Source organism: Streptomyces sp. NPDC021225 (assembly GCF_044332865.1).
In the GTDB taxonomy this organism is placed as follows: Bacteria; Actinomycetota; Actinomycetes; order Streptomycetales; family Streptomycetaceae; genus Streptomyces.
The window spans coordinates 376,165-401,208 of record NZ_JBIRPV010000006.1; the positions used below are offsets into that span (position 1 = coordinate 376,165).

19 protein-coding genes and 1 pseudogene are annotated in these 25,044 nt (G+C 70.9%); 12 read left to right on the forward strand and 8 right to left on the reverse strand.

The features are described from left to right. Window positions 1–257: 257 nt before the first annotated feature. Together ACH4S9_RS27560 and ACH4S9_RS27565 are read left to right on the forward strand one after the other, a co-directional pair. A complete protein-coding gene (locus ACH4S9_RS27560) occupies window positions 258–3,482 on the forward strand; it encodes an alpha-L-rhamnosidase (protein WP_398374247.1) in 3,225 nt (1,074 codons plus the stop codon). A 345-nt stretch (window positions 3,483–3,827) separates the two neighbouring features. Next, complete coding sequence (locus tag ACH4S9_RS27565) at window positions 3,828–4,616, forward strand: IclR family transcriptional regulator (protein WP_311722142.1); 789 nt, start codon at window positions 3,828–3,830, stop codon at window positions 4,614–4,616. Between the two features lie 27 nt (window positions 4,617–4,643). On the opposite strand, the gene ACH4S9_RS27570 is transcribed toward ACH4S9_RS27565, so the two are convergent. The 3 genes from ACH4S9_RS27570 to ACH4S9_RS27580 are packed head-to-tail and all read right to left on the reverse strand — an operon-like array spanning window position 4,644 to window position 8,151. Continuing rightward, window positions 4,644–5,813, reverse strand: a complete 1,170-nt coding sequence (locus ACH4S9_RS27570; protein WP_398374250.1) for a mandelate racemase/muconate lactonizing enzyme family protein — start codon at window positions 5,811–5,813, stop codon at window positions 4,644–4,646. Next, the gene (locus tag ACH4S9_RS27575; RefSeq protein WP_398374251.1) at window positions 5,810–6,706 is read right to left on the reverse strand and encodes an SDR family NAD(P)-dependent oxidoreductase; all 897 of its coding nucleotides are present in this window, start codon (window positions 6,704–6,706) and stop codon (window positions 5,810–5,812) included. The genes ACH4S9_RS27570 and ACH4S9_RS27575 overlap by 4 nt, the downstream gene beginning before the upstream one ends. Then, window positions 6,703–8,151, reverse strand: coding sequence for a sugar porter family MFS transporter (locus ACH4S9_RS27580; protein ID WP_398374253.1), 1,449 nt, complete (start codon window positions 8,149–8,151; stop codon window positions 6,703–6,705). The genes ACH4S9_RS27575 and ACH4S9_RS27580 overlap by 4 nt, the downstream gene beginning before the upstream one ends. A 135-nt stretch (window positions 8,152–8,286) precedes the next feature. Between ACH4S9_RS27580 and ACH4S9_RS27585 the strand changes: the two genes are divergently transcribed. Then, complete coding sequence (locus tag ACH4S9_RS27585; RefSeq protein ID WP_398374254.1) at window positions 8,287–9,192, forward strand: aldose 1-epimerase family protein; 906 nt, start codon at window positions 8,287–8,289, stop codon at window positions 9,190–9,192. Here ACH4S9_RS27585 and ACH4S9_RS27590 read toward each other — a convergent pair. From ACH4S9_RS27590 to ACH4S9_RS27600, 3 genes are read right to left on the reverse strand one after another with little or no spacing between them, the layout of a single operon-like run. Continuing rightward, window positions 9,176–10,687: an aldehyde dehydrogenase (NADP(+)) gene (locus ACH4S9_RS27590; RefSeq protein ID WP_398374255.1), complete on the reverse strand. Its 1,512-nt coding sequence runs from the start codon at window positions 10,685–10,687 to the stop codon at window positions 9,176–9,178. The genes ACH4S9_RS27585 and ACH4S9_RS27590 overlap by 17 nt on opposite strands. A 37-nt stretch (window positions 10,688–10,724) precedes the next feature. Further along, the gene (locus tag ACH4S9_RS27595) at window positions 10,725–11,234 is read right to left on the reverse strand and encodes a nuclear transport factor 2 family protein (protein WP_385337840.1); all 510 of its coding nucleotides are present in this window, start codon (window positions 11,232–11,234) and stop codon (window positions 10,725–10,727) included. Beyond that, window positions 11,231–11,989 carry a ribonuclease activity regulator RraA gene (locus ACH4S9_RS27600; RefSeq protein ID WP_385337837.1) on the reverse strand — a complete coding sequence of 253 codons (759 nt, stop codon included), beginning with the start codon at window positions 11,987–11,989 and terminating at the stop codon, window positions 11,231–11,233. The genes ACH4S9_RS27595 and ACH4S9_RS27600 overlap by 4 nt, the downstream gene beginning before the upstream one ends. Window positions 11,990–12,235: 246 nt before the next feature. On the opposite strand from ACH4S9_RS27600, the gene ACH4S9_RS27605 reads away from it, so the two are divergent. The 3 genes from ACH4S9_RS27605 (at window position 12,236) to ACH4S9_RS27615 (ending at window position 15,726) form a co-directional block, all read left to right on the forward strand. Beyond that, the gene (locus tag ACH4S9_RS27605) at window positions 12,236–13,582 is read left to right on the forward strand and encodes an MFS transporter (protein ID WP_358845968.1); all 1,347 of its coding nucleotides are present in this window, start codon (window positions 12,236–12,238) and stop codon (window positions 13,580–13,582) included. Window positions 13,583–13,599: 17 nt separating this feature from the next. Beyond that, a complete protein-coding gene (locus ACH4S9_RS27610) occupies window positions 13,600–14,421 on the forward strand; it encodes a fumarylacetoacetate hydrolase family protein (RefSeq protein ID WP_398374258.1) in 822 nt (273 codons plus the stop codon). 114 nt (window positions 14,422–14,535) lie between these two features. Next, window positions 14,536–15,726: a mandelate racemase/muconate lactonizing enzyme family protein gene (locus ACH4S9_RS27615; protein WP_398374259.1), complete on the forward strand. Its 1,191-nt coding sequence runs from the start codon at window positions 14,536–14,538 to the stop codon at window positions 15,724–15,726. 31 nt (window positions 15,727–15,757) lie between these two features. On the opposite strand, the gene ACH4S9_RS27620 is transcribed toward ACH4S9_RS27615, so the two are convergent. After that, on the reverse strand, window positions 15,758–15,967 hold the full coding sequence (locus ACH4S9_RS27620) for a hypothetical protein (RefSeq protein WP_398374260.1): 210 nt from the start codon (window positions 15,965–15,967) through the stop codon (window positions 15,758–15,760). 3 nt (window positions 15,968–15,970) lie between these two features. Here ACH4S9_RS27620 and ACH4S9_RS27625 point away from each other — a divergent pair, with 3 nt between their 5' ends. From ACH4S9_RS27625 to ACH4S9_RS27635, 3 genes and pseudogenes are all read left to right on the forward strand, one after another. Continuing rightward, a complete protein-coding gene (locus ACH4S9_RS27625) occupies window positions 15,971–16,393 on the forward strand; it encodes a DsbA family protein (RefSeq protein ID WP_398374441.1) in 423 nt (140 codons plus the stop codon). Window positions 16,394–16,674: 281 nt separating this feature from the next. Beyond that, window positions 16,675–16,983, forward strand: a pseudogene (locus ACH4S9_RS27630) (hypothetical protein); the annotation flags it as partial. Window positions 16,984–17,056: 73 nt separating this feature from the next. Next, entirely contained in the window at window positions 17,057–17,578 is a 522-nt protein-coding gene (locus ACH4S9_RS27635; RefSeq protein ID WP_398374262.1) for an FAD-dependent monooxygenase, read from the forward strand. Between the two features lie 14 nt (window positions 17,579–17,592). Here the strand turns inward: ACH4S9_RS27635 and ACH4S9_RS27640 are convergent, their stop codons facing one another. Next, complete coding sequence (locus tag ACH4S9_RS27640; protein WP_398374263.1) at window positions 17,593–18,558, reverse strand: FAD-dependent monooxygenase; 966 nt, start codon at window positions 18,556–18,558, stop codon at window positions 17,593–17,595. Window positions 18,559–18,768: 210 nt separating this feature from the next. On the opposite strand from ACH4S9_RS27640, the gene ACH4S9_RS27645 reads away from it, so the two are divergent. The 3 genes from ACH4S9_RS27645 (at window position 18,769) to ACH4S9_RS27655 (ending at window position 25,043) form a co-directional block, all read left to right on the forward strand. Beyond that, window positions 18,769–20,613, forward strand: a complete 1,845-nt coding sequence (locus tag ACH4S9_RS27645) for a helix-turn-helix domain-containing protein (RefSeq protein WP_398374264.1) — start codon at window positions 18,769–18,771, stop codon at window positions 20,611–20,613. 678 nt (window positions 20,614–21,291) lie between these two features. Continuing rightward, window positions 21,292–24,042: an alpha/beta fold hydrolase gene (locus ACH4S9_RS27650; RefSeq protein ID WP_398374266.1), complete on the forward strand. Its 2,751-nt coding sequence runs from the start codon at window positions 21,292–21,294 to the stop codon at window positions 24,040–24,042. Between the two features lie 44 nt (window positions 24,043–24,086). Continuing rightward, window positions 24,087–25,043, forward strand: a complete 957-nt coding sequence (locus tag ACH4S9_RS27655) for an NAD(P)-dependent oxidoreductase (protein WP_358845959.1) — start codon at window positions 24,087–24,089, stop codon at window positions 25,041–25,043. The last annotated feature ends 1 nt before the right edge of the window (window position 25,044 follow it).

A 25,044-nucleotide genomic window follows, 5' to 3' on the forward strand; every position in this document is an offset into this window, starting at 1 on the left:
TCCCTGAGGGATCGTGGATCACTTCCGGCCAGTCGCCGCGCGCGGCATTGACGCGATTCGACTCTGCGGCGACAGTGAACGACGCCGCTTCCGGGTAGCGAGCCTCCACCGGTGTCACGCGGTAATCGTGAGTGTGTGTCGGCAGAAGTACGCCCCAGTTTTGAAACGATTCATTAACGGAGGTTCGACCCGGAAGACCCAGCTCCGCCCGGCTCAGCCCTGCTCTGTGTCAAGCCCTCCTCACCCCGGAGACGCATGTGATCAGTAGAAGGAATCTCCTCGGCACCGCCACCGCGGCGGCCCCCGCCCTGGCGGGCCTGACCGCTCTCGCCGCAGCCGCGCCGGAAGCAGCGGCGGCCGAGGCGGCCGAGTCCGGCCACGGCGGACTCCGGGTCGAGAAGACCACGGTGGAGTACGCCGACCGCCCGCTCGGCCTGGACGCCGCACACCCGCGCCTCAGCTGGCAGCTCGGCTCGGACCGGCGGGACCAGGCGCAGAGCGCGTACCAGGTGCGGGTCGCGACCTCCCCGGGCCGGATCGGCGCCCCGGACGTCTGGGACAGCGGCAAGGTGAGCTCCCGCCAGTCCGTTCTGGTCCCGTACGACGGTCCCCAGCTGCGGCCCCGGACCCGCTACCACTGGGCCGTCCGGGTCTGGGACGGCCAGGGCCGGCCTTCGCCCTGGAGCGAGCTCACCTGGTGGGAGACGGGGCTGGGCACCGAGGACCAGGGGACGGCGAAGTGGATCGCCGCACCGGACACGGTGACCCGCGGCCCCGATCTGGCCAAGGCCGACTGGGTCTGGTACCCCGAGGGCGACCCGGCCTCCGGCGCGCCCGCCGGGACCCGGTATTTCCGGGGTGCCGTCACCGTGTCGGGCCCCGTGCGGCCGGCCCGTCTGGCGATGGTCGCCGACGACGGGTTCACCGCGTGGGTCAACGGCACCGAGATCGGGGGGCGCCCTCCCGTCCAGGAGAACTGGCGCCATCCGGTGGTCGTCGACATCACCGCCCTGCTCCACGACGGGGCCAACACCATCTCCGTCGCGGCGGTCAACGCCTCGCAGAGCCCCGCCGGACTGCTGGGCATCGTGGAGCTGACCGAAGCGGACGGCGTCCGCTCCCTCACCACCTCCGCCGACTGGAAGGCCACCGACGCCGAGCCGTCCGGTGACTGGCACACGCCCGGATACGACGACGGCGCCTGGCCCGCCGCCAAGGTGCTCGCCCCGTGGGGCGGCGGGCCGTGGGGCAGGGTGCGGGCGGCGCAGCGGCCCGCCCTGCTGCGCCGCGAATTCCGGCTCGCCGCCAAGCCCGTCGCGCGGGCGCGGCTGTACTCCACGGCACTCGGTCTGTACGAGGCCGAGGTCAACGGCGAGCGCGTCGGCAAGGACCGGCTCGCCCCCGGCTGGACCGACTACCGCAAGCGCGTGCAGTACCAGACGTACGACGTCACCGGTCTGCTGCGGCGCGGCGCCAACGCCATCGGCGTGATCCTCGCGTCCGGCTGGTACTCCGGCAACGTCGCCTGGTTCGGGCAGGAGCTGTACGGCGAGCGGCCCGCCCTGCGGGCGGAGCTGGAGGTCACCTACGCCGACGGCAGCACCGACCGCGTCATCACCGACGCGCGGTGGCGCGGCGCCACGGGCCCGATCCTGACGGCCGACCTGATGGCCGGCGAGCAGTACGACGCCCGGCTGGAAGCGGCCGGGTGGTCCTCGCCCGCGTTCGACGACGGCCTCTGGCACTCCGCCGACGTCGTGCCGGCCGACACCACGTCCGCCGTGTCCGTGGTGGCCCAGGCGGACGCCCCGATCCGGGTGGAGCGGGAGCTGGCCGCCGTCCGCGTCACCGAGCCGAAGCCGGGCGTGCACGTCTTCGACCTGGGCCAGAACATGGTCGGCTCGGTGCGGCTGCGGGTCCGCGGCGAGGCCGGGCGGACCGTACGGCTGCGCCACGCCGAGGTGCTTGACCAGGACGGCATGATCTACACCACCAATCTGCGCACCGCCCAGGCGACCGATTCATACACCCTGAAGGGCTCGGGCACGGAGACGTACGAGCCGCGCTTCACCTTCCACGGCTTCCGCTACGTCGAGGTCACCGGCTATCCCGGCAGCCCGGACGCGAGCGCGGTCACCGGGCGCGTCATGCACACCGCGGCCCCGTTCACCATGTCGTTCAAGACCGATGTGCCGATGCTCAACCAACTGCACCGCAACATCACCTGGGGCCAGCGGGGCAACTTCCTGTCCGTTCCCACCGACACCCCGGCCCGCGACGAACGGCTCGGGTGGACGGGGGACATCAACGTCTTCTCCGCCACCGCCGCCTACACCATGGAATCCGCCCGCTTCCTCGCCAAGTGGCTCCAGGATCTGCGCGACGGGCAGTCCGACGCCGGAGCGTTCCCCGATGTCGCGCCCCGTCTCGGCAACCTCGGCGAGGGAACGGCCGGCTGGGGCGACGCCGGGGTCACGGTGCCGTGGAACCTCTACCAGGCCTACGGGGACCGGCAGGTGCTGGCGGACAACTTCCCCGCGATGCGGGCCTGGATCGCGTATCTGGAGAAGCACAGCAGCGGCTTTCTGCGGCCCGCCGAAGGGTACGGCGACTGGCTCAACGTGGCCGACGAGACCCCCAAGGACGTCGTGGCCACCGCGTACTTCGCGCACAGCGCGCGGCTGGTCGCCGAGGCAGCCAGGGTGCTGGGCCACGACCCCGCGCCGTACGACGAGCTGGCCGCGAAGGTCCGCGACGCCTTCAACCGGGCCTATGTGTCCGCCGACGGCACCGTCAAGGGCGACACCCAGACCGCTTACGTCCTGGCGCTGTCCATGGACCTGCTGCCGGACAGCGCGCGAACCCGGGCCGCCGACCGGCTGGTCGAGCTGATCCGGAGCAAGGACGGACATCTGTCCACCGGCTTCCTCGGCACACCGCGCCTGCTGCCCACCCTCACCGCCGTCGGACGCACCGATGTGGCCTACCGACTGCTGGAACAGCGGACGTTCCCGTCCTGGGGGTACCAGATCGAGCGGGGCGCGACCACGATGTGGGAACGCTGGGACTCCATCAGGCCCGACGGGAGCTTCCAGGATCCCGGCATGAACTCGTTCAACCACTACGCCTACGGCTCCGTCGGCCAGTGGATGTACGAGAACATCACCGGCATCGGCATCGGCGACCCCGGCTTCCGGAGCATCGTCATCCGGCCCCGCCCCGGCGGCGATGTGCACGAGGCGAACGGGCGCTACGACTCCCTCTACGGGCCGATCACCACACGGTGGACGCGCAAGGACGACGGCGCGCTCACGCTGGACGTGTCGGTGCCGGTCAACACGACCGCCGAAGTGTGGCTGCCCGCCACCACCTCCCGCGCCGCGTCCGGGATCACCCACGACGGGGCGACTTTTCTGCGCCTCGACGGAGGCTGCGCCGTCTACGCCGTGGGCTCCGGCTCCTACCGCTTCACCGCCCCGTGAGCGGACCAGGTGAACCGGCGGCTGCGAAAACCTCAACAAGCGGCCACACTCACCTACGTCTTGTCGTATGTTTCACGGGTGAGCTCACGTGACCTGGAGCCTCGATCTCCGACCACACTGGTGGACAAGATAGACAGCGCGCTGGCAGTACTGATCATCATCGGTATTGCCTACGGGGCGTACTGGCTGGTTTCCAGCCTCGCCTCGTCTTACATAGGGTTCTTCACCTAAGGCGCGGTCCCGACTGCGCGAGGGCGTCCGCGCCCTCGCGCAGGTGAGCTGCACTGGTTTCCCTCCGCGAGGTAGTCTCATTCATTGACACCGCGTTTCACTCACGGAGGCTGTATGACCTCGCCCGCCACCACCCCCGCTGTTCTCGGGCCGGGTTCCGGCGCTCTGGATCGCGGTCTGGCCATACTCGATCACCTGGCCGTGGCCCGCACCTGCTCCACGCAGGATCTCGCCGCGGCGCTGGGGTTGAGCCGCAGCACCGCGTACCGGCTGGTCGACCGGCTGGTCGAGGGCGGTTGGCTGGCGGTGGAGCAGGGGAGCGGATTGCTGCGGCTCGGCCCGTCGGCCACGCGACTGGCCTCCGCGGCGGTGGGCTCGACGGATCTGACCGCCACGGCGATGCCGGTCATCTCCCGGCTGATGCGGGAAACCCGCGAGACGGCCAGCCTCGGCGTGCCGAACGGCGTGAACATGGTGTTCGTGCACCGCGAGCGCGGTCCGCGCCCGGTGGCGGTGACGAGCGAACTGGGCGCGGGGCGGCCGCTGCACTGCACATCGCTGGGGCGGGCCTATCTCGCGGCGCTGCCGCAGCAGGCGCTGGAGGAGAAGCTGGCGGAGCTGGTGGCGTCGAGCGATTCCCCGGTGGACGAAAACTCGGTCGGTGCCCTGCGGAAGGTCCTCCAGGAGACGCGGGAGCGCGGCTGGTCGGAGGACCGGCGCGAGTTCGACGAGTCCAGCTGCTGCTGCGGGGCCGCCGTCTACGACCACACCGGCATGCCGGTCGCGGCGATCAGCGTCGCCGGGGTGGCGGAGCGCATGGAGCGGATCCTGAGCGACGTCGGTCCGCTCGTGGCCGAGGCGGCCGCCGAGATCTCGGCGGGCCTCGGCCACGTACGGCGCTGAGCGCCGACCGCCTGCCGCTGCGGAGGGTCAGCGCGTTCGGACCAGGACGCTGTGCTCCTCCAGGCGGTGGGCGCGCACCCATTCCTCGTCGACGGTGACCCCGAGGCCGGGGCCGTCGGGGATGGCCACGGTGCCGTGCTCCGATATGAGCGGGGCGGCGAGGACGCCCTCCCGCAGGGGGTTCTCGCCCCGGTCGAACTCGAAGATCAGCGGCTCGCCGCCGGCCATGCCGAACGGCGCCCGGGGCACGGCGGACAGCAGTTGAAGCGTCGCGGCCTGGGCCACCCCGGTGCCCCAGCAGTGCGGGGACAGCCGCAGGTTGAAGGCCGCGGCGAGCTGGCGGATGGCCTGGGCTTCCGTGAAACCGCCGCATTTGGCCAGGTCGGGCTGGACGATGTCGAAGCGGCGCTCGGCGATGGGGTCCCGGAAGCCGTAGCGGGTGTAGAGGGCCTCGCCGCCGGAGAGCGGCAGGTGTACGTCGCGCAGTTCGCGCCAGCCGGCGCTGTCCTCGGGCGGCAGCGGCTCCTCCACCCAGTACGGGTCGAGGTCGCGCAGCCGGGCCAGGGAGCGGCGGACGGTCGCCACGGTGGAGTTGGCGTTGTAGTCGACGATCACCAGGCCGTCGTCGCCCATGGCCGCGCGGGCGGCGGCGGTGCGCTCCCGGTCCTCGGCCGGGGAGAGCCCGATCTTGATCTTGACGGCGGTGAACCCCTCCGCTGCGTGGGCGGCCATGGTGTCCCGGAATTCGCCGGGGTCGCGGGTGGCGGTGACATAGCCGGAGGAGGCGTACGCGTCGACCCGGTCGTGGAGCCGGCCGCCCAGGAGATGGCCCACCGGGATGCCGAACGCGCGGGCCTGCGCGTCCCACAGCGCGATGTCGATGCCGCTGGCGGCCGCGATGTGGGGGCCACCGGCGGTGAGGTGGTAGCCGAGGGAGACCCGGTCCAGGATGCGGTCCTCCCGGATGTCGGCGGGCTGCCCCAGCAACGCCTCGGCCTGCTCCGCGAGGAACGGGGCGATCAGCCGCGGCGGGCCGAAGGACTCCCCCCAACCGGCGACGCCGTCCGAGGTGGTGACCTTCACCAGGGTGGCGACGCGTACCGGCAGCCGGACCTTCGAGGCGCCGTAGCCGCCGTCCGGCAGGTGCGCCTCGAGCGGGAAGGTCTCGACTTCGGTGACGACGGTTCGTGTGCTCATGCCCGCCTTTCCAGGGTGGCGTCGTAGTCGTCGATGTTCCGCGGGGTCCATACCGGGCCGTTCTCGGTCTGCGGCGGACGGGCCTGCGCCGCCATGCCGCCGTCGACATTGAACACCTGCCCGGTGACCCACTGCGACAGGGGAGAGGCGAGATAGACCGCGCTGGTGGCGATGTCGTCGGGCGTGCCCTCGCGGTTCAGCGGGATCTGGGCGGCCCGGAACTGGCGGGCCCGCGGGTCGGGGTCGCTGGCGTCGACCTCAACGGAGCCGGGGCGCAGCGCGTTGACCCGGATGTTCCAGGGGGCGAGGTCGACGGCGACGGCCCGGGTGAAGGCGTCCACACCGCCCTTGACCGTGTCGTAGGGGATGTGGTTGCGGTGGGCGCGGGCGGCGGCGTGGGAGCTGATGTTCACCACGGTGCCGGGCCTTCCGGCGTCGGCGAGGGCGCGGGCCATGCGGTGGGTGGGGTGGAACAGCAGCCCCAGGTTGACCCGGTGGAACTCTTCCCACACCTCCCCGGTGAGCCGCAGGAAGGGGCCGAAGGCGCGCGCGTCCACGCGGGCGTAGGCGTTGTTGACGAGGGTGTCGACGAGGCCGAAGCGGCTCTCGGCGGCGGCGAACGCCTCCTCGGCGCCGGCTTCCGTGCACAGGTCGGTGATGACGGCGGCGGCGTCCCCTCCGGCCGCGCGGATGTGGTTCACCGTGGCGTCCGCCGCGTCGGCCGCGGTGTCCGCGACCACGACCCGCGCGCCCTCGGCGGCGAAGCGCAGGGCGATGCCCCGGCCGATGTTGCGGGCGCCTCCGGTGACCAGCGCCGTGCGCCCGCGCAGCAGTCCGTACCCGGGGGAGGGGCGCTCGGTGTGCTCGGCCTCGGGATCGAGGGGGTGGTTCATGTCGTGCTTCCGTTCTCGCTGTGAGCCCTCTTGTCCTGCTGCTTGCGGTCGTACCGCTCGCGCAGGTCCTCCTCGATCTCCTCCAGGGTGCGGCCCCGGGTCTCGTGCACGAAGAGCTTGCAGAAGACGAAGCCGAGGAGGTTGCCGCCGACGAAGAAGATCATGGTGTTGGTCAGTCCCCAGGCGTCTCGCATGACGGGGAAGCCGAAGGTGATGCCGAGGGTGGCCAGCCAGGTGACCATGCCGGCGACGCCCATCGCCGAGCCCCTGACCCGCAGCGGGAAGATCTCCCCGAGGACCACCCAGTTCACGGGCCCCCAGGTCAGGGAGTAGCTGACGAACATGATGCTCATCGCGGTGAGCATGGCGCCGGGGTTCATGGCGTCGCCGCGCGATGCCTCGTACGCCATCCAGCTCATGCTCACGGCCATGGCCGCGCTTCCGGCGAGGAACAGGAACCGGCGCCCGAGCCGGTCTATCAGCTGAAGGCCGACCATGACGGAGAGGACCTTCACGGTGCCCAGGATGATGGTGAAGTAGAGGGCGTTCTTGTGCGGCAGGCCGAGGCTCTCGAAGATCGTGGGGGCGTAGTAGGTGACGATGTTGAGCCCGGTGTACTGGGTCAGGATCGGAATGCCGATGCCGATCACCATCGCCGGCCGGATCCAGCCCGCGAGCAGCTCGCGGCGGTGCGGGGTGTGTGTGGTCAGCTCGCGGATGGCCGCGATGTCGCGGTCCGCCTCCTCGGGCGAGCGGGTTCCGGCGAGCAGCGTCCGGGCCTCCTGCTCCCGGCCGTGGAGGACCAGCCAGCGGGGACTCTCCGGCAGCAGCTTCAGGCCCGCGATCAGGACGACGGCCGGGGCGGCTCCCGTGGCCAGCATCGTCCGCCAGTCACCGCTGCCGGACAGGGCGAGGTTGGTGAGGTAGCCGAGCAGCAGCCCGGTCACGATCATCAGCTGGTTCAGCCCGGCGAGCCGGCCCCGGGTGCGGGCCGGGGCCATCTCCGACAGATAGACCGGCACCAGCGAGGAGGAGCCGCCCACCGCGAGCCCCAGGAAGATCCGGGCGGCGATGAGCCAGGCGTTGTTCTGAGCCACCGCGCAGGCGAAAGAACCGACGATATAGATCAGGCCGATCACGAAGATCACGGGTCGGCGGCCGAAGCGGTCGGCGAGCCGCCCGGAGACCAGGGCGCCGAGCACGGCGCCGCCCGCGATGCCGCCGACGATCAGCCCCGTGGTGACCGCGCTCGGGGGGAAGCCCGGCGTCTCCTGGATGTAGGTCAGGGCGCCCGCGATGACACCTGTCTCGTAGCCGAACAGGATGCCGCCGAGGGCGCCGAAGAAGTAGATCACCGCCGGGCGCGGCGATCGCGGGTGCGGAGTTCCCGCTTCCGTCATCGGTTGGTCCGCGGCTCTGGCAGCGGCGCTGACTGAGTTCGTCATGGTCGCCTCCTTGCGACGCCCACCCTATCGTCCCATTCAATGGGATTGAGCGTCATTCAGTGGGAAGTAGTGTGTTGAAGGTAGGGCAGGACGCCCCCGGCCGCAATGGCCAGTTCATGTCGTAGGGAGCTACTGATGTCACGGATTCGCATCGGCACCGGGCCGTTGACGGCCGAGATCGACGAGCAGGGCGCCGAGTTGTGCTCGCTGCGGTACCGCCCGGAGGGGCGGGGTGAGGGAACGGAACTGCTCTGGCAGGCGGAGCGGGCCTGGCCCTGGCACGCACCGCTGCTCTTTCCGGTCATCGGCCGGATGAACGGCGACCGGCTGCGGCACGACGGCACGCTCCACCCGATGCCCAAGCACGGCTTCGCCCGCGACCGGCGTTTCACGGTCGAGCGCCACGACGGCACCAGCGCGGTCCTCACCTTGAAGGACGACGCGGAATCCCGTCGGCTCTTCCCGTTCCCTTTTCGCCTCACCGTCGGCTACGCGGTCGAGGGCGGCCGACTTGACGTGTCGTACTCCGTGCACAACCCGGGACCGGGGACACTGTCGGCCTCGCTGGGCGTCCATCCGGGCTTCCGCTGGCCGCTGCCCGGCGCGGCCGGAAAGCGCGACCATGCGGTGGTCTTCGAGCGGCCCGAACCCGCGCCCGTACGACGGGTCGAGGACGTGCTGCTGCTCCCCGAGCGGCACCCCACGCCGGTGCACGGGCGGACACTCCGCCTGGACGAGGCCCTGTTCGCCGACGGCGCGCTGATCCTCGACGCGGTCGACAGCGCGTGGCTCACCTACGGCGCCCCGGGCTCGCCGACGGTGACCCTGAGCTGGCACGGATTCCGGCAGCTGACACTCTGGTCGCCGCCCGGGGCCGATCTGCTGTGCATCGAGCCGTGGTACGGCCTGCCCTCTCCGGCCGGACCCGACGGCGAGAACGCCGAGAACGCCGAGTACACAGCGAAGCCCGGCCAGTTCCACCTCTCCGCGGGCCGGTCCCGGAGGTTCGGCCTCGGCGTCGAGATCAGGACGGCACGATGAGCCGTCCGTCGACCCGCCGGGGAATCCCGGCGAAGCCGTCCCGCAACTCCTCGGGCAGCACCTCCCGCGGGGCGTTCTGCCAGGTGACAGGGCGCAGGAAGCGCCGTACCGCGTACGGACCCACCGAGGTGTGCAGGGTGTTCGTCGACGGCCAGGGGCCGCCGTGGTGCTGCGCCCAGGAGACCAGGACGCCGGTGGGGAAGCCGTTGTAGAGCAGACGGCCGGCCAGGGGGCGCAGCACGCCGGTGAGACGGAGCACGGTCTCGGTCTCATCGGCCTCGGCGTGAATGGTCCCCGTCAGCGACGCGGGCAGCGACCGCAGAACGCCCTCCGCGCGGCCGGGCGCGTAGCGGACCACGACGGCGGCCGGGCCGAAGCACTCTCCGAGGGGATCGTCCCCGAGCGCCTCGGAGTCGATCTCGAACAGCCGCGGGGTCACCGAGAACCCGGACCCGGACGGGACCCCGCCCTCGGCGGCCGCCGACCCGCCGGCACGGTGGCGCCATTCCTCCGTGCCGGCCTCGTACGCGGCGGCGATGCGGGAGTTGAGAAGAGTGGCGGCCGACGCCTGGTCGATGAGCCGGGCCGCCTCGGCGACCAGCGCGTTCCCTGCCTCCCCGGCCGGGACGAGGACCAGACCCGGCTTGGTGCACAGCTGCCCGGCCGAACCCGTCACCGAGGCGACGAGCCCCGCCGCGATCTCGGACGCCCGGGCCCGTGCCGCGCCTTCGGTGACGACCACCGGGTTCACACCGGCCAGCTCACCGTAGAACGGGATCGGATCCGGGCGCGCGCCCGCGATGTCGAGCAGAGCCCGGCCGCCCGCGAGGGAGCCCGTGAATCCCACGGCCCTGATGTCCGGGTGAGCGACCAGCGCGGTCGCCGCCTCCCGGCCGAACACCAGCCCCACCAGCCCGTCCGGACCGCCGGCCGCCGCGATGGCCGTGACCATCGTCTCGAACGCCAGCCGTGACAGGGCCGGGTGGGAGTCGTGGGCCTTGAGCACGACGGGACATCCGGCGGCCAGCGCCGACACCGTGTCCCCGCCCGGCACGGAGAACGCCAGGGGGAAGTTGCTCGCCCCGAACACCGCGACCGGCCCGAGCGGGACCAGCATGCGGCGCAGGTCGGGCCCGGCGCCCATCGGGGTCTCGCCCGCGTGGTCGATGGTGGCCTCAAGGAAGCCGCCGTCCTCGACCACCTCGGCGAACAGCCGGGCCTGGTGGACCGTGCGGGTCAGCTCGCCGGCCACCCGCGCCTCGGGCAGGGCGGTCTCCCGCATCGCGAGGGCGGTGATCTCCGGCCGCCGGGCCTCCAGCCCGTCGGCGACGGCCCGCAGGACCGCGGCCCGCAGCGGGCGGCCGCCGGCCTCGTACGGAATGAATGCGGCGACGGCGCGTTCGACGACGGCGTCGAGTTCCTTCGGGGTGGTCGCGGTCGCGACCTGGTCGACGGCGTGGCCGGTGCTCGGGTCGATGCTCTGAATGACGTTCACGGGGTGTCCCTGGGTGTCCCTGGCCGGTGCGGTGCGGTCAGTGTTCGGTGCCGGCGTATGCGGCGTCGGGATGGGGGCGCTCTACGGGCGGCGCCATGTGGTGGCCGCCCGCGGCGTAGTCGTAGCCCTCGAGCGTCACCTCGGATCGCCCGTCGGACGCCGAGGCGTAGAAGGCGCGGATCTCGGTGATCAAGCCCGTGTCGGGGTCGAAGCGGTACCACTCGTCACCCCGGAGGTAGCCGCCGGGCCTGGTCTTCCAGTGAGTCCACTCGATGACCGCCTGGAAGGTCTCGGGCTCGACGACCATGCGCTCGATGGACCAGGCGGAGCCGACGGTGAGGACGAGCCGCCGCCAGTTCTCGGCGATCGTCGTGTCACCGACCCACGGTCCCTCCAGCCCGGGCGGGAAGTAGTGGACCGCGTCGGGCGTGAACTGGGCGGCCATCTTGGCCACATCGGCCTCATTGCAGCCGTCGAAGTAGGTGCGGATCGTGGCCTCCATCCGGGCTCGGCGTGCGGCCGGGGGGAGATCGGCGAAGCGGCTCATGCGCGGGCCTCCTGGGTCCGGTGTTCCTGGCGGGTGGACTTCCAGACCTCGTATTCCTTCAGGGTCTCGGCGCTGGGCGGGTAGGTGCCCCACAGCGGCTGCCCGTCCCGCACGCGCTGCTGGAGCCACTCCTCCAGCCGCTCCTGCTCGACGGAGGGCCCGGCGATCTCCGCGGCGAGGGACCGCGGCACGACGATGACCCCGTCGCGGTCGCCCACGAGGATGTCTCCCGGGTAGACCGCGACATCCGCGCAGGCGATGGGCACATTGAGGTCGGCGACGTGGAACGCCGCCGGCCGGGTGGTGGCCGTGTTGGCACGCGCGTACGCCGGGAAGCCGAGTGCGGCGATCGCGGCGCCGTCCCGGAAGGCGCCGTCGGTGACGACGCCCGCGGCGCCGCGCTTCATGGCCCGGGTCACGAGCATGTCGCCGGCCGACGCGGCCGACGTGTCGTTCCGGCTGTCGACGACGAGCACCTGGCGCGGGCCGAGGCTCTCCACCGCCTCCCACTGAAGGACATTGCCGGTCCGGTAGGGGTCGCCCACCGGGTCGGTGTCCTCGCGGGACGGGATGAAGCGCATGGTGAACGCCTCGCCCACGAACCCGTCGAAACCGTCACCGACGGGCGAGAGACCGACGAGGAACGGCTGCCGTATCCCGCGCTTGTACAGCTGGGTCGCCAGGGTCGCGGTGCTCACCTGGCCGAGTTGCTCGAAGACGGCGCCGTCCAAGGGCGCCGATGCGTCTGAGGACACCTGATCGTCCTTTCTGACCGCCGACGCGGTCGCGACTGGTGCCCCGGACGCTAACACCGAACCGCCTCGGATTCCCAGTGGCAGAAACGCATTCTCAGTCAGTGGGAACTGCTCGTTGATCCTTGACGCCGCCCCGGGTCGACTCTACGGTGTGTCCCGCCGGTCGATACTCCATCCCATTCAATGGGACTTAATGCGAGGAGCCCGGCTGGTTCCTGTCAATGACGACGGAAGAGACGGCCGCACATGACATCCCTTCCCGGCAGCACCGAACTCTCCAGCGCCGTCGCCAAGATAATGCGCCGGGTCATTCCGCTGTTCGCCATCATGATGATGTGCAATCAGCTCAACCGCTCCAATATCGGCTACGCCGAAAGCCATCTCGAGGCCGATCTGGGAATAGGGGCAACCGCCTACGGGCTCGGTGCGGGACTCTTCTTCATCGCCTACTTCATCTTCGAGGTGCCGAGCAATCTGCTGATGAAGCGATTCGGCCCCAAGATATGGCTGTCCAGAATCTGTGTGAGCTGGGGCGTGGTCTCGGCGTGCATGCTCTTCGCCCAGGGACCCATCAGCTTCTACGTGCTGCGGTTCCTGCTCGGTATGGCCGAGGCCGGCTTCGTACCCGCCGTTCTGTACTACCTGGCGAAGTGGCTGCCCAACGCCTACCGGGGCAGGGCCAATGCGCGGTACGCCGTCGGCGCGCTCGTGGCGTTCTCCGTCTCCGGTCCTCTGTCGGGTCCGCTGCTGCGGATGGACGGCACCCTCGGACTCACGGGCTGGCAGTGGATGTTCCTGGTCGAGGGGGCCATGTCGGTCGCCATCGGCGTCTTCGCCTTCTTCCGTCTCGACTCCCGGGTCGAGGACGCGCGCTGGCTCACCGCCGATGAGAAGCGCGAGCTCACCGCCGCCATCGAGGCGGAGGAAGCGGAGTATGTGAACCGGCACGGCGGCGACAGCCGGACCCTCTGGTCCGTGGTGCGCGACCCGAAGATCCTGCTGTTCGTCTTCATCTACTTCTCGGTCCAGATGTCGATCTACGCCAACACCTTCTGGCTGCCCTCGATCGTCCGGAACATCGAGGGCACCAACGACTTCACCGTGGGCCTGCTCTCCTCCGTGCCGTGGCTCTTCGCCATCGTCGCCATGTTCCTGCTGGCCCGGATCGGCGACCGGACCGACCGGCGCAAGCCGCTGCTCATCGGAGCCCTCCTCGCCGCGGCCGCCGGTTCCTACCTCGCCGCCATCGCCTCCCCCTGGCTCGCCCTGGCGATGCTCACGGTCGCCGCCATGGGATTCAAGAGCATCAGCCCGATCTTCTGGCCCATCGTCCAGCGCACCGTCCACCCGATGGTGATCGGCGTCGCCATCGCCGTCATCAACTCGATCGCGAATCTCGGCGGATTCGTCGCGCCTTATGGATTCGGGATCGTCAAACAGCAGACGGGCAGCGCGCAATGGGGCCTTGTCGGTCTCGCCGTCTTCTCCCTCATCGCCGCGCTCGCCTCCTTGCTCATCCGTGAGAACGAGGACGGGAACTCCGGTCTCTCCCGGAAAGAGCACGCAGTTTCCGGCCGCCATCCGAAGAACTGATCCGGGAGGGTCCACCCATGCGCCTGAGCACCATCGTCCACGACGGCCGTCGAGCGCTCGCCGTCGCAGGGCCCGAGGACACCTGGCGCCTCGCCCCCGGCCACCTCCGACTGGAAGACGTCATCGCCGGTGCCCCCGTCCCGGCCGGAGGCGAATCGCTGACCGCCGACGAGGTCGCGCCCGTCCTGCCCCACCGGCCCGGCACGATCTTCGGCATCGGCCTCAACTACCTCGACACCATCGCCGAGATGGGATGGCCGCGCCCCGAGGCGCCGTATCTCTTCACCAAACTCTCCTCCAGCGCCATCGGCACCGGCGAGGCCATCGTCATCGACGCCGCGGTCACCCGGCGCGTCGACTGGGAGACCGAACTCGCGGTCGTCATCGGCGCCGAGGCCCGCGACATCCCCGAGGACAGTGCGCTCGACGTCGTGTTCGGCTACACCGTCGCCAACGACATATCGGCCCGTGACCTTCAGGCCGACGACGGCCAGTGGGTACGGGGCAAGGGGCTCGACACCTTCTGCCCGTTGGGCCCCGTCGTCGTCACGGCCGACGAGATCGAGGATCCGCAGCGGCTCGCGGTGCGGACATGGGTCAACGGAGAGCAGGTGCAGGACGGCACCACCGCCGACATGCTCTTCGGGGTCCGCCCGCTCATCGCCTACCTCAGCCGCTTCTTCACGCTACGGTCCGGCGATGTGATCCTCACCGGAACGCCCTCGGGGTGCGGTGACTTCATGGACCCGCCGCGCGCCCTGCGGCCCGGGGACACGGTGGTGTCGGAGGTGGAGGGCATCGGCCGCCTCGTCAACCCGGTGCGGGCGGCGGGGGAGTAGGGCGCCTCAAGGACCGTTCCACGGCCGATCCGGCGATCCGCCGATCCGTCCTCAGCCAGTCGCTCGCGTTTCGAGCATCACTCCGATCATCAATTCGGGCATCAAGGAGCACTCATGAGCATCGCCCCCAGCGAGTCGGTCGTTTTCAAGCCCTGGGCGTCCGTCCCGGGCGAGGCGACCAGCGACCGCATCGAGTCGGTCCGCCTCTCCCTCGTCCAACTGCCCCTGCACGCCCCGATCAGCGACGCCAAGGTACTGACCGGCCGCCAGAAGCCGCTCACCGAGATCGCCTTTCTCTTCGCCGAGGTCAGGACCGAGGGCGGCCATGAGGGCCTGGGCTTCAGCTACTCCAAGCGCGCCGGCGGACCCGCGATCTACGCCCACGCCAAGGAGATCGCCCCCGAGCTGATCGGCGAGGACCCGAGCGACACCGGCAGGCTGTGGTCCAAGCTGGTGTGGGCGGGCGCCTCCATGGGGCGCAGCGGCGTGGCCGTCCAGGGCATCGCGGCCCTCGACATCGCTCTGTGGGACCTCAAGGCGCGGAGGGCGGGCCTGCCGCTCGCCAAACTGCTGGGCGCGCACCGCGACGCGGTGGACGTCTACAACACGAGCGGCGGCTACCTGTCGATGCCGATCGAAGAGGTGCTGGAGAACATCGACCTGGCCCGGGCCCGTGGCGTCGGCGGTATCAAGCTCAAGGTCGGCTCGCCGGACCCGTCGGTGGACCTGCGGCGCGTCGAGGCGGTGCGTGAGCATCTCGGCGACGGCGTTCCGCTGATGGTCGACGCCAACCAGCAGTGGGACCGGATCACCGCGACCCGGGTCGGCCGGGTCCTGGAGAAGTTCGACCTCACATGGATCGAGGAGCCCCTCGACGCGTACGACGCCGAGGGGCACGCCGCCCTCGCGGCCACGCTCGACACCCCCATCGCCACCGGCGAGATGCTGACCAGCGTGGGCGAACACAGCGCGCTCATCGAGGCGGGATCGTCCGACTTCGTACAGCCGGACGCTCCCCGGGTGGGCGGCATCACCCCGTTCCTCCAGATCGCGGCGCTGGCCGACTACAAGGGCCGGGCCCTGGCCCCGCACTTCGTGATGGAGATCCACGTCCATCTGTCCGCGGCCTATCCGCGCACGGCGTGGGTGGAGCACTTCGAGTGGCTCGAGCCGATGTTCAACGAGCGCCTCGAACTGAAGGACGGCCGCATGGTCATCCCGAACCGCGGCGGACTCGGCCTCTCCCTCAGCGAGCAGGCCGCCGCGTGGACCACGGAGTCGGCGGTGTTCGGCAGCGGCGCCTGAGCCGGCCCGGGTCAGCGGTGGCCGGCCCGGGTCAGCGGTGTGCCAGCAGCCGCGATGCCGCCTCCCGCGCGAGGGCGGCGGCGCCTTGGTCGCCGACGCTGACCCGGACGCAGGCCGCTCCGTCGGCGAGCGTGAGCACGGTGGCCGCGACCTTCTCGGGGTCGGTCTCCTCCGCCGCCGTGGCGAGCTCTGCCAGGTAGCGGAGGATTTCGCGCTTGTGGTCGCGGATGGCGACGCGCACGGGGTGGTCGGGGTCCGGGTATTCGGCGGCGACGTTCACCAGGTCGCTGCCGCGGTAGGAGGGGTCGGCGAACTCCTGACCCAGCAGGTCGAAGATCGCGAGGAGCTGGTCCTCGGGGGTGCTCGCGGCGGCGGCGAGTGTGCGCAGACGCGCGCACCACTCGTCGTTGCGGCGGCGCAGAACGGCCGCGACGAGCTCGTCCTCGATGTCGCCGCGCGGCTGACGGACCCGGCGCTCGAGGCGGCCGTGCGGGAGGACGAGCGGCTCGCCGAGTACCTGGGCCTGCGCGGGGTGCCGCTGCTGGTCGTCGGCGGCCAGGCCATCACCGGAGCGGTGGAAACCGAGGCGCTCGTCGAGGTCCTGGAGCGCCACGCCAACCGGCCGCCCACCGGGGCCGGGTGCGAGGACGGGGTGTGCTCGCTGTGACCGCGGTGTCGGACGTCAGAACTGTGGGCGTCGTCGGCGGTTCGCTCGGCGGGCTGTTCCAGGCGGTCGCGCTCGCCGAACTCGGGCTGGACGTCACGGTCTGGGAGCGGTCCGCGGGCCGCCCCGACGACCGCGGCGCGGGGATCGTGCTACAGCCGAGCGTCACCTGGTTCCTCAGTGTGTTCTGCGGCGTCGACCCGGACCGGATCAGCGTCCCCGTCACACACCGGCAGTTCTTCGGCCGGGACGGGCGAAGCCATCACACGCTGACGCGGCAGCGGATGATCTCCTGGGGAGCGATCTACACCTCCCTGCGGGACCGCCTCGACAGCGAGCGGTACCACGACGGGCGGCGGGTGACGGCCCTCACGCCCCGGCCCGACGGCGTCGACGTCCACCTCGGTGAAGCCGTCCACCCCGTCGACCTCGCGATCATCGCCGATGGCTCCGCGTCCCGCCACCGCGGACTCGTCGCCCCCGACGGCGCTCCCCGCTACGCCGGATACGTCGCGTACCGCGGCGTGATCGACGAAGCCGAACTCCCCGAGGAGCTCAGCGAAGTCTTCCGTGACCGGTTCAGCTTCTACGACGGCGACCGCACCCAGTTTCCTGTGCTACTTCATCCCCGGCGACTTCGGCAGCACCACGCCGGGCAGCCTCCGGATGAACTGGGTGTGGTACGTACGCGCCGACGCGGCCGGCCTGGACCGCATCACCACCGTCCGGGACGGGACTGCCCACCGACTGTCCCTGCCCCCGGGGCTGATGGCCGCGCGGGTGAGCGGTGAGCTCCTGGACCGCGCCCGGACATCGCTGCCCGAGCCGTTGCGCCGGCTGGTGGAGCACACCCGCGAGCCGTTCGCGCAGGCGATTCTCGACGGGCACGCCTCCCGGATGCGCCGGGGCCGGACGCTGCTCACCGGGGACGCGGCGTTTGTGGTCCGGCCGCACACCGCGGCCAGCGCGGAGAAGGCGGCCGCCGACGCCATCGCCCTCTTCACCGCCCTCCATCAGGTCCCGTCGGTGGACGCAGCCCTCCAGGCGTGGGAGAAGGACCGGCTCGCCGAGGGCGCCGCCCTCTACGAGCATGGAGTCCGGCTCGGACAGCGGCTGGCGCTGGCCGGCCCCGAGGCGGATCCACCGCACCGGCCCGCGCCGGGCAACGCGGCACGGGGCGGATCGTAAGGAGCCGCCGGGCGTCAGACGCCGGGCCCGTACAGGCCGAACCGCAGGTCCGGGTCCCCCGGCGTCCAGGTGCCCTCGACCTGGGAGCGGTGTCCCATGCGCGCGACGCGGTCGATCAGTTGGTTGCCCAGCCGCAGCTGGGCGGGTTCCCAGTGCTTGAGAGCGGTGGGGATGTCGCCGTCGGACGCGCGCAGGTGCTCGTACAGCGTCCAGGCGTCGTCGGCGGCCTTGGCCGTGCCGGCGGCGGCGTGGGGGCGCGCGGCGAAGGCGGCGTCGCCGATGACCGCCACGCGCCCGTCGGCCATCGCCGGGATGCGCGTGTCGAACACCACCTGCATATAGGGCTGCCGGGTCCGGATGACCGCCTCGGCCGCCGCTGGGGCCAGCTGGGCGGCCGCCGCGGACCGCATCTCGTCGACGAAGCGCTGCTGCACCTGACCGGGGTGGACGGAGACCGGGCACTCGAAGCCGCGCAGGTCGGTGGTCAGTTCGTGGAGCCGCGGGCCGTCCGGGACATTGCGGTACCAGACGTAGTTGAGCAGGCGCCGCCCCTCCTCGATCTCCCCGTCCGGGCCGGGGATCGGGTAGAGGACGATATGCGTGCCCGGGGCCACGCTGTAGGTCAGCGCCTCGCCCAGCAGACGCCGGGTCTCCTCGCTCACCTCGCCCTCCGGGACGGTGCCGCGCCAGCCGACGTATCCGGAGTAGTGGCGTACGAGGTCGGGGAACAGCCGCCGGCGGGCGGTGGAGGTGATGCCGTCGGCGAAGACCACCAGGTCGGCGGTCTCGGTCCGGCCGGAGACGAACCGCAGCGTCACGCCGTCGGCGTCCTGGTCGAACCCCGCGCAGAACTCGCCGAGGTGGTAGTGGTCCGTGCCGAAGTCGTCGAGCAGGGCGCGGTAGATCGTCGACCAGGACGAATAGCGCCACTCGACCGCGTCGTCGTGCACCACCTCGTTGTCCCCGCCCAGGTGGCGCACAGCCCTCCGATGGAGCCGCCGACGACCGCGGCGCGCAGGCCCTGATAGGTGTCCACCGTGGATTCCTCTCGACCAGGGGGTGGTGGACGCCATCGTGGCCCCGCGCGCCCCCTGCATCGCATGTGCGACCCCCTAGCGATTCGTCGTTAACATGGGGGCGAGCACAGCATCTGGATCGCCATACGAGGGAACGCCATACGGGAGGCAACGATGGGCGCCGCGTCCTCCGCACCGCCGGACCTGCTGCGCTGGATGAGCGCCATCGACGAACTCGCCATCGCCGTCAACCAGCAGCGCGATCTGCCCGCCCTGCTCCAGCAGATCGCCCGAACGGCCTGCGACCTGCTCGGTTACGAGAGCGCGGCCGTGCTGCTGGTCGACGAGGACCGCGCGGTCCTGCGGATCGAGGGCTCCTGGGGGCTGAGCGAGAGCTACCTCCGGCTGGTGAACGAGGAGTCCCCGCTGCTGCTGGCGCCCGAGGGCACCTTCGCCGGCAGCCCGTCCCGGCGGGCCTACGTCGAATGCGCCCCGGTGATCGTCGAGGACATCTCCCGCGACCCCTCGTACGGGCCCTGGGCCAAGGCCGCCGAGGAACACGGGCACCACTCCATGGCATCGGTCCCGCTGCGCAACCAGGGCGAGACCGTGGGCACCATGAACGTCTACGGGAGCGACCCGCGCCGGCTGGGCCCGGGCGGTCTGGAGCTGCTCCAGGTCCTCGCCAGCCACGCCGGGATCGCCCTGGAGACCAGCGCGCACCTCGAGCGGGACCGGCGTCGCGTGCGGGAGCTGAGCTCCCTCAACGAGACGCTGCGCCACCACACGGAGCTGCTTCAGCAGCACGCCGCCATCCACGACCGGTTCATCGGCGTCGCACGGCGCGGCGGCGGCATCGCCGACATCGCCGCCGCCCTGGCCGAGACGGCGGACCGTGCCGTGGTCGTCCAGGACGTCTCCGGGCAGACCCTGGCCGGCGTGGCGCGCGCCGGGGTGTCCGTCCGGCCGCCGGACTGGTTGTCCTGGCAGCCGGACGCCGACGGTGGTGGTGGCGGCGGGGGCGGCGTGCGCTCGCTGCTCGACCTGGTCGCGCCCGCCTCCCCGGTGATGTCCTCCGAGGCGTTCCCCGGCCTGCTCGCGGGGCCGGTGCGGGTGGGCGAGGAGACGCTGGGCGTGCTGTGGCTGGCCGGGGACGCCGAGGACGACGACCTCCGGCTGCGCGCCATCGAGCAGGCCGCCGTCGTCCTCGGGCTGGAGCTGCTGCGCCGCCGCGCCGTCGTCGACGCGCAGTGGCAGCTGCGGGGCGACCTCGTCTCGGAGTTGGCGAGCGGGGCGCTCTCCGACCCGGAGGCGCTGATCGCGCGCGGCGACCGGCTCGGCAGCGACCTTCGGCTGCCACAGCGGGTCCTGGCCGTCCGGCACGAACAGGCCGGCGAGGCGGTCACCGCGCAACTGCTGCGCCTGGTCCAGTCGCTCGTGCTGTCCCGGCCGCGTCCCAAGCCCCTGCTGGCGCTGCGCGACGGCGTGATCGTGATCGTCGCGCCGGCGCCGGACCCGGCGGGGGCGGAGGAGCTGGCCCGGCACATCCGGACCGTCGCCGCCCAGGCCATGGAGGGAGGCGTGCGCGTCGCCGTCAGCGAGAGGTGCCCGGTGCCGGACCAGCTGTCCGGGGCCTTCCGCCAGGTCCTCGGCCTGCTCCGGCTCATCCCGTACGCCCCGGGCGAGGACGTCCTCACGGTGGCCTCGGCAGGCGTGATCGGCATGCTCCTCGCGGATGTCGACCCCCAGCGCATGGGCGTCCTCGCCGAACGCTGGATCGGCCCCCTGCGGACGTACGACCAGCGCCGCGGCACCGACCTCGTCACCACCCTGCGCACCTATCTCGACCACGACCTCAACACCAACGCCACCGCCGAGGCTCTCTTCATCCACCCCAACACCGTCGGCCTGCGCGTCAAACGCATCGAGAGCCTGCTCGGCGTCTCCCTCACCAGCGTCGGCGACCTGACCACGCTGCGCACGGCTCTCGCGATCGACGACATCACCCGCACGCCGTGACCTCGGGGCGGAATTAGCCGATCGCTTCGGCGTCCGCCGACCCGCGCCCTCGAACCGCGTTATATGCCTTTTTTGCCTGCAACAGTTGAATTCGCAGTACCCGTACGGGCCGTAACTATTTGGGGAGCGGGATTGACTTGTGACTTATGTCACACGCTACATCTCTCTATCCCTGTGAAATGATAACCGCGTGTTGGCCTGTGTCGGCAGGATGGCAAATCACTTCTTCAAGGTTTTGGTCAGCCGTAACCGGGGGAGACAGGATTCCGGCAATGGTTGTCATGGGTTCATACTTCTGCGTCGCTCCAGGGGTGGAAATCTGACTCTGCAGGATTTTCGAGCGCAATTTTCTCTTCGATGAGATCCAGTAATCACTTGATGCGCCCGTCGGGCCCTATGGGCGCGCCGGGCAGGCGATCGTATCCGCGATTCAATGAGGTCGGCAGCGGCTAGCCGGCATACGCCGGCGTTGAACCGGACCCCAGGGGGCACCTCCCGGCGTTAGCTGGGGGAGCCAGAATTTGCGGGAGAACTTTCACATTCCGTGGCTCTCACGGGATCGGCTCATGGGCGACGTCCGCCCTGCCTTCCGCATGTCTTCACCGAGGGTCCGACACCCCCTGCCCAGGATTCTGCTCGCTAAAGTTTTCCGTCCCTTCCGATCGGAGGGCTTTTCCCATGCCGGATCAACGTCATGTTTCGACGCTCCCGCAGCTGCTCGAGCGTGCGGCTTCCGAGACAACTCAAGGCATCACCTTCATCGGCGGTCCGTTCCTGTCCTACGCCGAGTTGCGCGACTGCGCCTGCCGGATCTCCGAGGGTTTGCGCGGCCAGGGCACCGCCCCGGGCGACCGAGTGCTGATAGCGGCCAACGATCCGGAGAGTTTCTTCCGCGCCTTCTGGGGGTGCCTGCTCACCGGTGCCGTGCCGTGCCCGATCGCACCGCCGGCCGACCCCTCCCGGTGGCGTGCGCAGCTGGAGCATCTGCGCACGCTCCTGGGCGACCCGCTGGTGGTGGTCTCCAAGGCGGCGCACGGGGACCTGCCCGATGTCGGGCTGCGGTCCGTGACGGTCGAGGAGCTCAGCCACGCCTCGGCCGAGCACGATCGGCTCCATACGCCCGCACCGGACGATCTCGCCCTGCTGATGCTCACCTCCGGGTCCACCGGAGCGAGCAAGGCGGTCCGGCTCACCCACGCCAACCTGCTGGCGGCTCAGGCCGGTAAGGCCGGCGCGCTGGACCTCGGCCCCGACGACACCTCGTTGAACTGGATCTCGGTCGACCACATCGCCGCGATCGAGGCACACCTGCTGCCGATGTTCAACGGCGCACGCCAGGTCATGACGACTCCCGCCACCGTGTTGGCGGACCCCGTGGAGTTCCTCCGGCTGGTCGCGGCCCATCGGGTGCGGGTGACGTTCACCCCCAACTTCCTCTTCGGGCAGCTCAACCAGGCGCTCGCTGGGCGTCCCCTCGCGCCCGAGGAGTTGGATCTGTCGCAGGTGCGGCACATCATCTCCGGCGGCGAGGCCACCGTGACCGCCACCGTGCGGGCATTCCTGCGCACGCTCGCCCGCTACGGGCTGCGCGAGGACGTGATCGTGCCCGCGTTCGGGATGACCGAGACCTGCGCGGGCAGCGTGTTCAACCGGGACTTCGCCGCCCTTGACCTGGACACCGAGTTCCCCCCGCTGGGCCGCCCGGTGCTGGGTCTGCGGATCCGTATCACCGGCGGCGACGGCACGGTGCTGGCCACCACCGACCGGCCCGGCACGGGGCCCGGCACGCCGGAGCCGGGCGAGGTGCAGCTGCGCGGCACCATGGTCTCCGACGGGTACTTCGGCAATGACCAGGCCACCGCGCAGGCGTTCACCCCCGACGGCTGGTTCTGCACCGGCGACCTGGGCCACCTCGACCCCGAGGGGCGGTTGATGCTGGTCGGCCGTACCAAGGACTCCATCATCGTCAGCGGCGTCAACTACTACAGCCACGACCTGGAAGCGGTCCTGGACGAGCTGGACGGGGTGAAGCGCGGGCAGGTCGCGGCCTTCCCGATCAGACCCGACGGGGCCGATTCCGAACAGCTCGCCGTCGCGTTCGTCCCGGCCGGCGATCCCGCCGACGAGACGGCCCTGTACCGGGCCATCGTGGCGATCCGCAGCTCCACGGTGCTGCACTGGGGGTTCCGCCCCCAGCTGATCCTCCCCGTCACCGAGGCCGAGATCCCCCGCGGCAACCTCGGCAAGGTCCAGCGGTCGCGGCTGCGCGCGGCCGTCGAGGAGGGGAGCCTGGACGAGGCGGCCCGCCGGGCGGACGAGGTGAGCACCCGGTTCCTCGGCGGCCATGTGGCGCCGGAGGGGGACGTCGAGACCGCGCTGGCCGGCGTCTACGCGCGCGTACTGAGCACCGAGACGGTGTCCGCGACCGCCAGCTTCTTCGATCTCGGCGGAACCTCGCTGGACGTGCTGCGGCTCAAGCTGGAGATTCAGACCGAGTTCGGCATCGACGATGTGCCGATGTCGACGGTCCTCCAGGCCCCCACCGTACGGGCACTGGCCGCCCGGCTGACCGCCGGGCAGGGCGCCGACGGAGACTCCGCCTACGATCCGCTGGTGCCGCTCCAGGTCACCGGGGACGGGACGCCGCTGTTCTGCGTCCATCCCGGCCTGGGGGAGGTGCTGGTGTTCGTCAACCTCGCCAAGTACTTCACCGGCGAGCGGCCGTTCTACGCGCTGCGGGCCCGAGGGTTCGGGCAGGGGGAGACCCACTTCGGGTCGTTCGCCGACATGGTCTCCACCTATGTGGAGGCGATCCGGCGGGCGCAGCCCAGCGGACCGTACGCCGTCGCGGGGTACTCCTACGGCGCGGCGGTGGCGTTCGAGATCGCCAAGCGGCTGGAGGCCGACGGCGACGAGGTCGACTTCGTGGGCGTCTTCAATCTGCCGCCGCGGATCTCCGGCCGCATGAACGAGATCACCTTCACCGACGGCGCGATCAACCTGGCCCTCTTCCTCGAGCTGATCAAACCCGCCGACATCGAGGAGCTGACCGCCACCCTCCGCCCGCTGCCCGAGGCCGACCAGCTGGCCCATCTGATCGATCACGCCCCGAAGCGGCGCCTCACCGAACTGGACCTCACACTCAAGCGGTTCGCCGACTGGGTTCAGCTGGCCCAGAGCATGGTGCACCTGGGGCGCGCCTACGAACCCTCGGCGACGGTCGGGCAGGTCAAGGTCTTCTACTGCACCCCGCTGCGCGGCACCAAACAGGAGTGGCTGGACAACCAACTGCGCGACTGGGACGAGTTCACCCGCCACCCCAACACCTATATCGAGGTCGACGGGGAGCACTACACCTTGATGAGCCCGCAGCACGTGCACACCTTCCAGGCGACCTTGCGGCAGGAACTGGCCCGGTCGCTCGGCTGAGGACGGGCCGGGGCAACCGCTGACACGAGCAGGAGCAGCCGATCATGCAGGGCAAGAAGATTCTCGTCACCGGCGGGACCGGGCAGGTCGCCAGGCCCGTCGCCGAATCGCTCGCCTCCGGCAACGAGGTGTGGTGCCTGGGCCGGTTCGGCGACCGGCAGGCGCGCAAGGCCCTCGAGGAGCTGGGCGCCCGCACCGTCACCTGGGACATGGCGACCGATGACCTGGAGGGCCTGCCACGCGACTTCACCCATGTGCTGCACTCGGCCGTGCACCGGGGCGACGGCAAGGACTTCGAGGAGACCGCGCGCATCAACGCCGTCGGCACGGCACGGTTGATGACACACTGCTCCGCGGCCGAGGCGTTCCTGTACGTCTCGTCCGGGGTGGTCTACAACCGGGCCGACCGGACCCATCGGTACCGGGAGAGCGATCCTCTGGGCGGGGCGGCACCGTGGCTGCCCACCTACCCCGTCGCCAAGATCACCGCCGAGGGGGTGGTGCGCGGCCTGGCCGAGGCACTCGCGCTGCCGACGGTGATCGCTCGCCTCAACATCGCCTACGGCCCGTACGGCCACGGTGGCGTGCCCATGATCTTGTTCCGGGAGATGCGCAAGGAGCAGCCGTGCGCGGTACCCCGCGACGGGCAGAACTACTGCAACCTGCTGCACACCGATGACGTCGTGCGCCAGGTGCCGCTGCTGTGGGACGCGGCCCAGGTGCCCGCGCGCGTCGTGAACTGGGGCGGTGACGAGGAGGTCGGCATCACTGACCTGCTGGAATACATGTCCGCGCTCACCGGAGTGCCGGTGCGACTGGACCGCGGCGACTACAGCCGGGAAACAGCGATCTTCGACCATGACCTCCGCCGCGGCCTGATCGGCGACTGCTCCGTCGGCTGGAAGACCGGAATCGCCCGCACCCTCGCCGACCTGTTCGAGGAATACCGCGACCGCATCGACACCTATGTCGAGGCGCACGGAGCCGAGATATCCAAGTGAC

Excerpts from the sequence above, each read along its gene's own strand:
- ACH4S9_RS27565 (WP_311722142.1), top strand. The coding sequence starts at position 3,828 with ATGACCTCGCCCGCCACCACCCCCGCTGTTCTCGGGCCGGGTTCCGGC.
- ACH4S9_RS27570 (WP_398374250.1), bottom strand. The coding sequence starts at position 5,813 with ATGAGCACACGAACCGTCGTCACCGAAGTCGAGACCTTCCCGCTCGAG.
- ACH4S9_RS27575 (WP_398374251.1), bottom strand. The coding sequence starts at position 6,706 with ATGAACCACCCCCTCGATCCCGAGGCCGAGCACACCGAGCGCCCCTCC.
- ACH4S9_RS27580 (WP_398374253.1), bottom strand. The coding sequence starts at position 8,151 with ATGACGAACTCAGTCAGCGCCGCTGCCAGAGCCGCGGACCAACCGATG.
- ACH4S9_RS27585 (WP_398374254.1), top strand. The coding sequence starts at position 8,287 with ATGTCACGGATTCGCATCGGCACCGGGCCGTTGACGGCCGAGATCGAC.
- ACH4S9_RS27595 (WP_385337840.1), bottom strand. The coding sequence starts at position 11,234 with ATGAGCCGCTTCGCCGATCTCCCCCCGGCCGCACGCCGAGCCCGGATG.
- ACH4S9_RS27605 (WP_358845968.1), top strand. The coding sequence starts at position 12,236 with ATGACATCCCTTCCCGGCAGCACCGAACTCTCCAGCGCCGTCGCCAAG.
- ACH4S9_RS27610 (WP_398374258.1), top strand. The coding sequence starts at position 13,600 with ATGCGCCTGAGCACCATCGTCCACGACGGCCGTCGAGCGCTCGCCGTC.
- ACH4S9_RS27615 (WP_398374259.1), top strand. The coding sequence starts at position 14,536 with ATGAGCATCGCCCCCAGCGAGTCGGTCGTTTTCAAGCCCTGGGCGTCC.
- ACH4S9_RS27635 (WP_398374262.1), top strand. The coding sequence starts at position 17,057 with ATGAACTGGGTGTGGTACGTACGCGCCGACGCGGCCGGCCTGGACCGC.
- ACH4S9_RS27645 (WP_398374264.1), top strand. The coding sequence starts at position 18,769 with ATGGGCGCCGCGTCCTCCGCACCGCCGGACCTGCTGCGCTGGATGAGC.
- ACH4S9_RS27650 (WP_398374266.1), top strand. The coding sequence starts at position 21,292 with ATGCCGGATCAACGTCATGTTTCGACGCTCCCGCAGCTGCTCGAGCGT.
- ACH4S9_RS27655 (WP_358845959.1), top strand. The coding sequence starts at position 24,087 with ATGCAGGGCAAGAAGATTCTCGTCACCGGCGGGACCGGGCAGGTCGCC.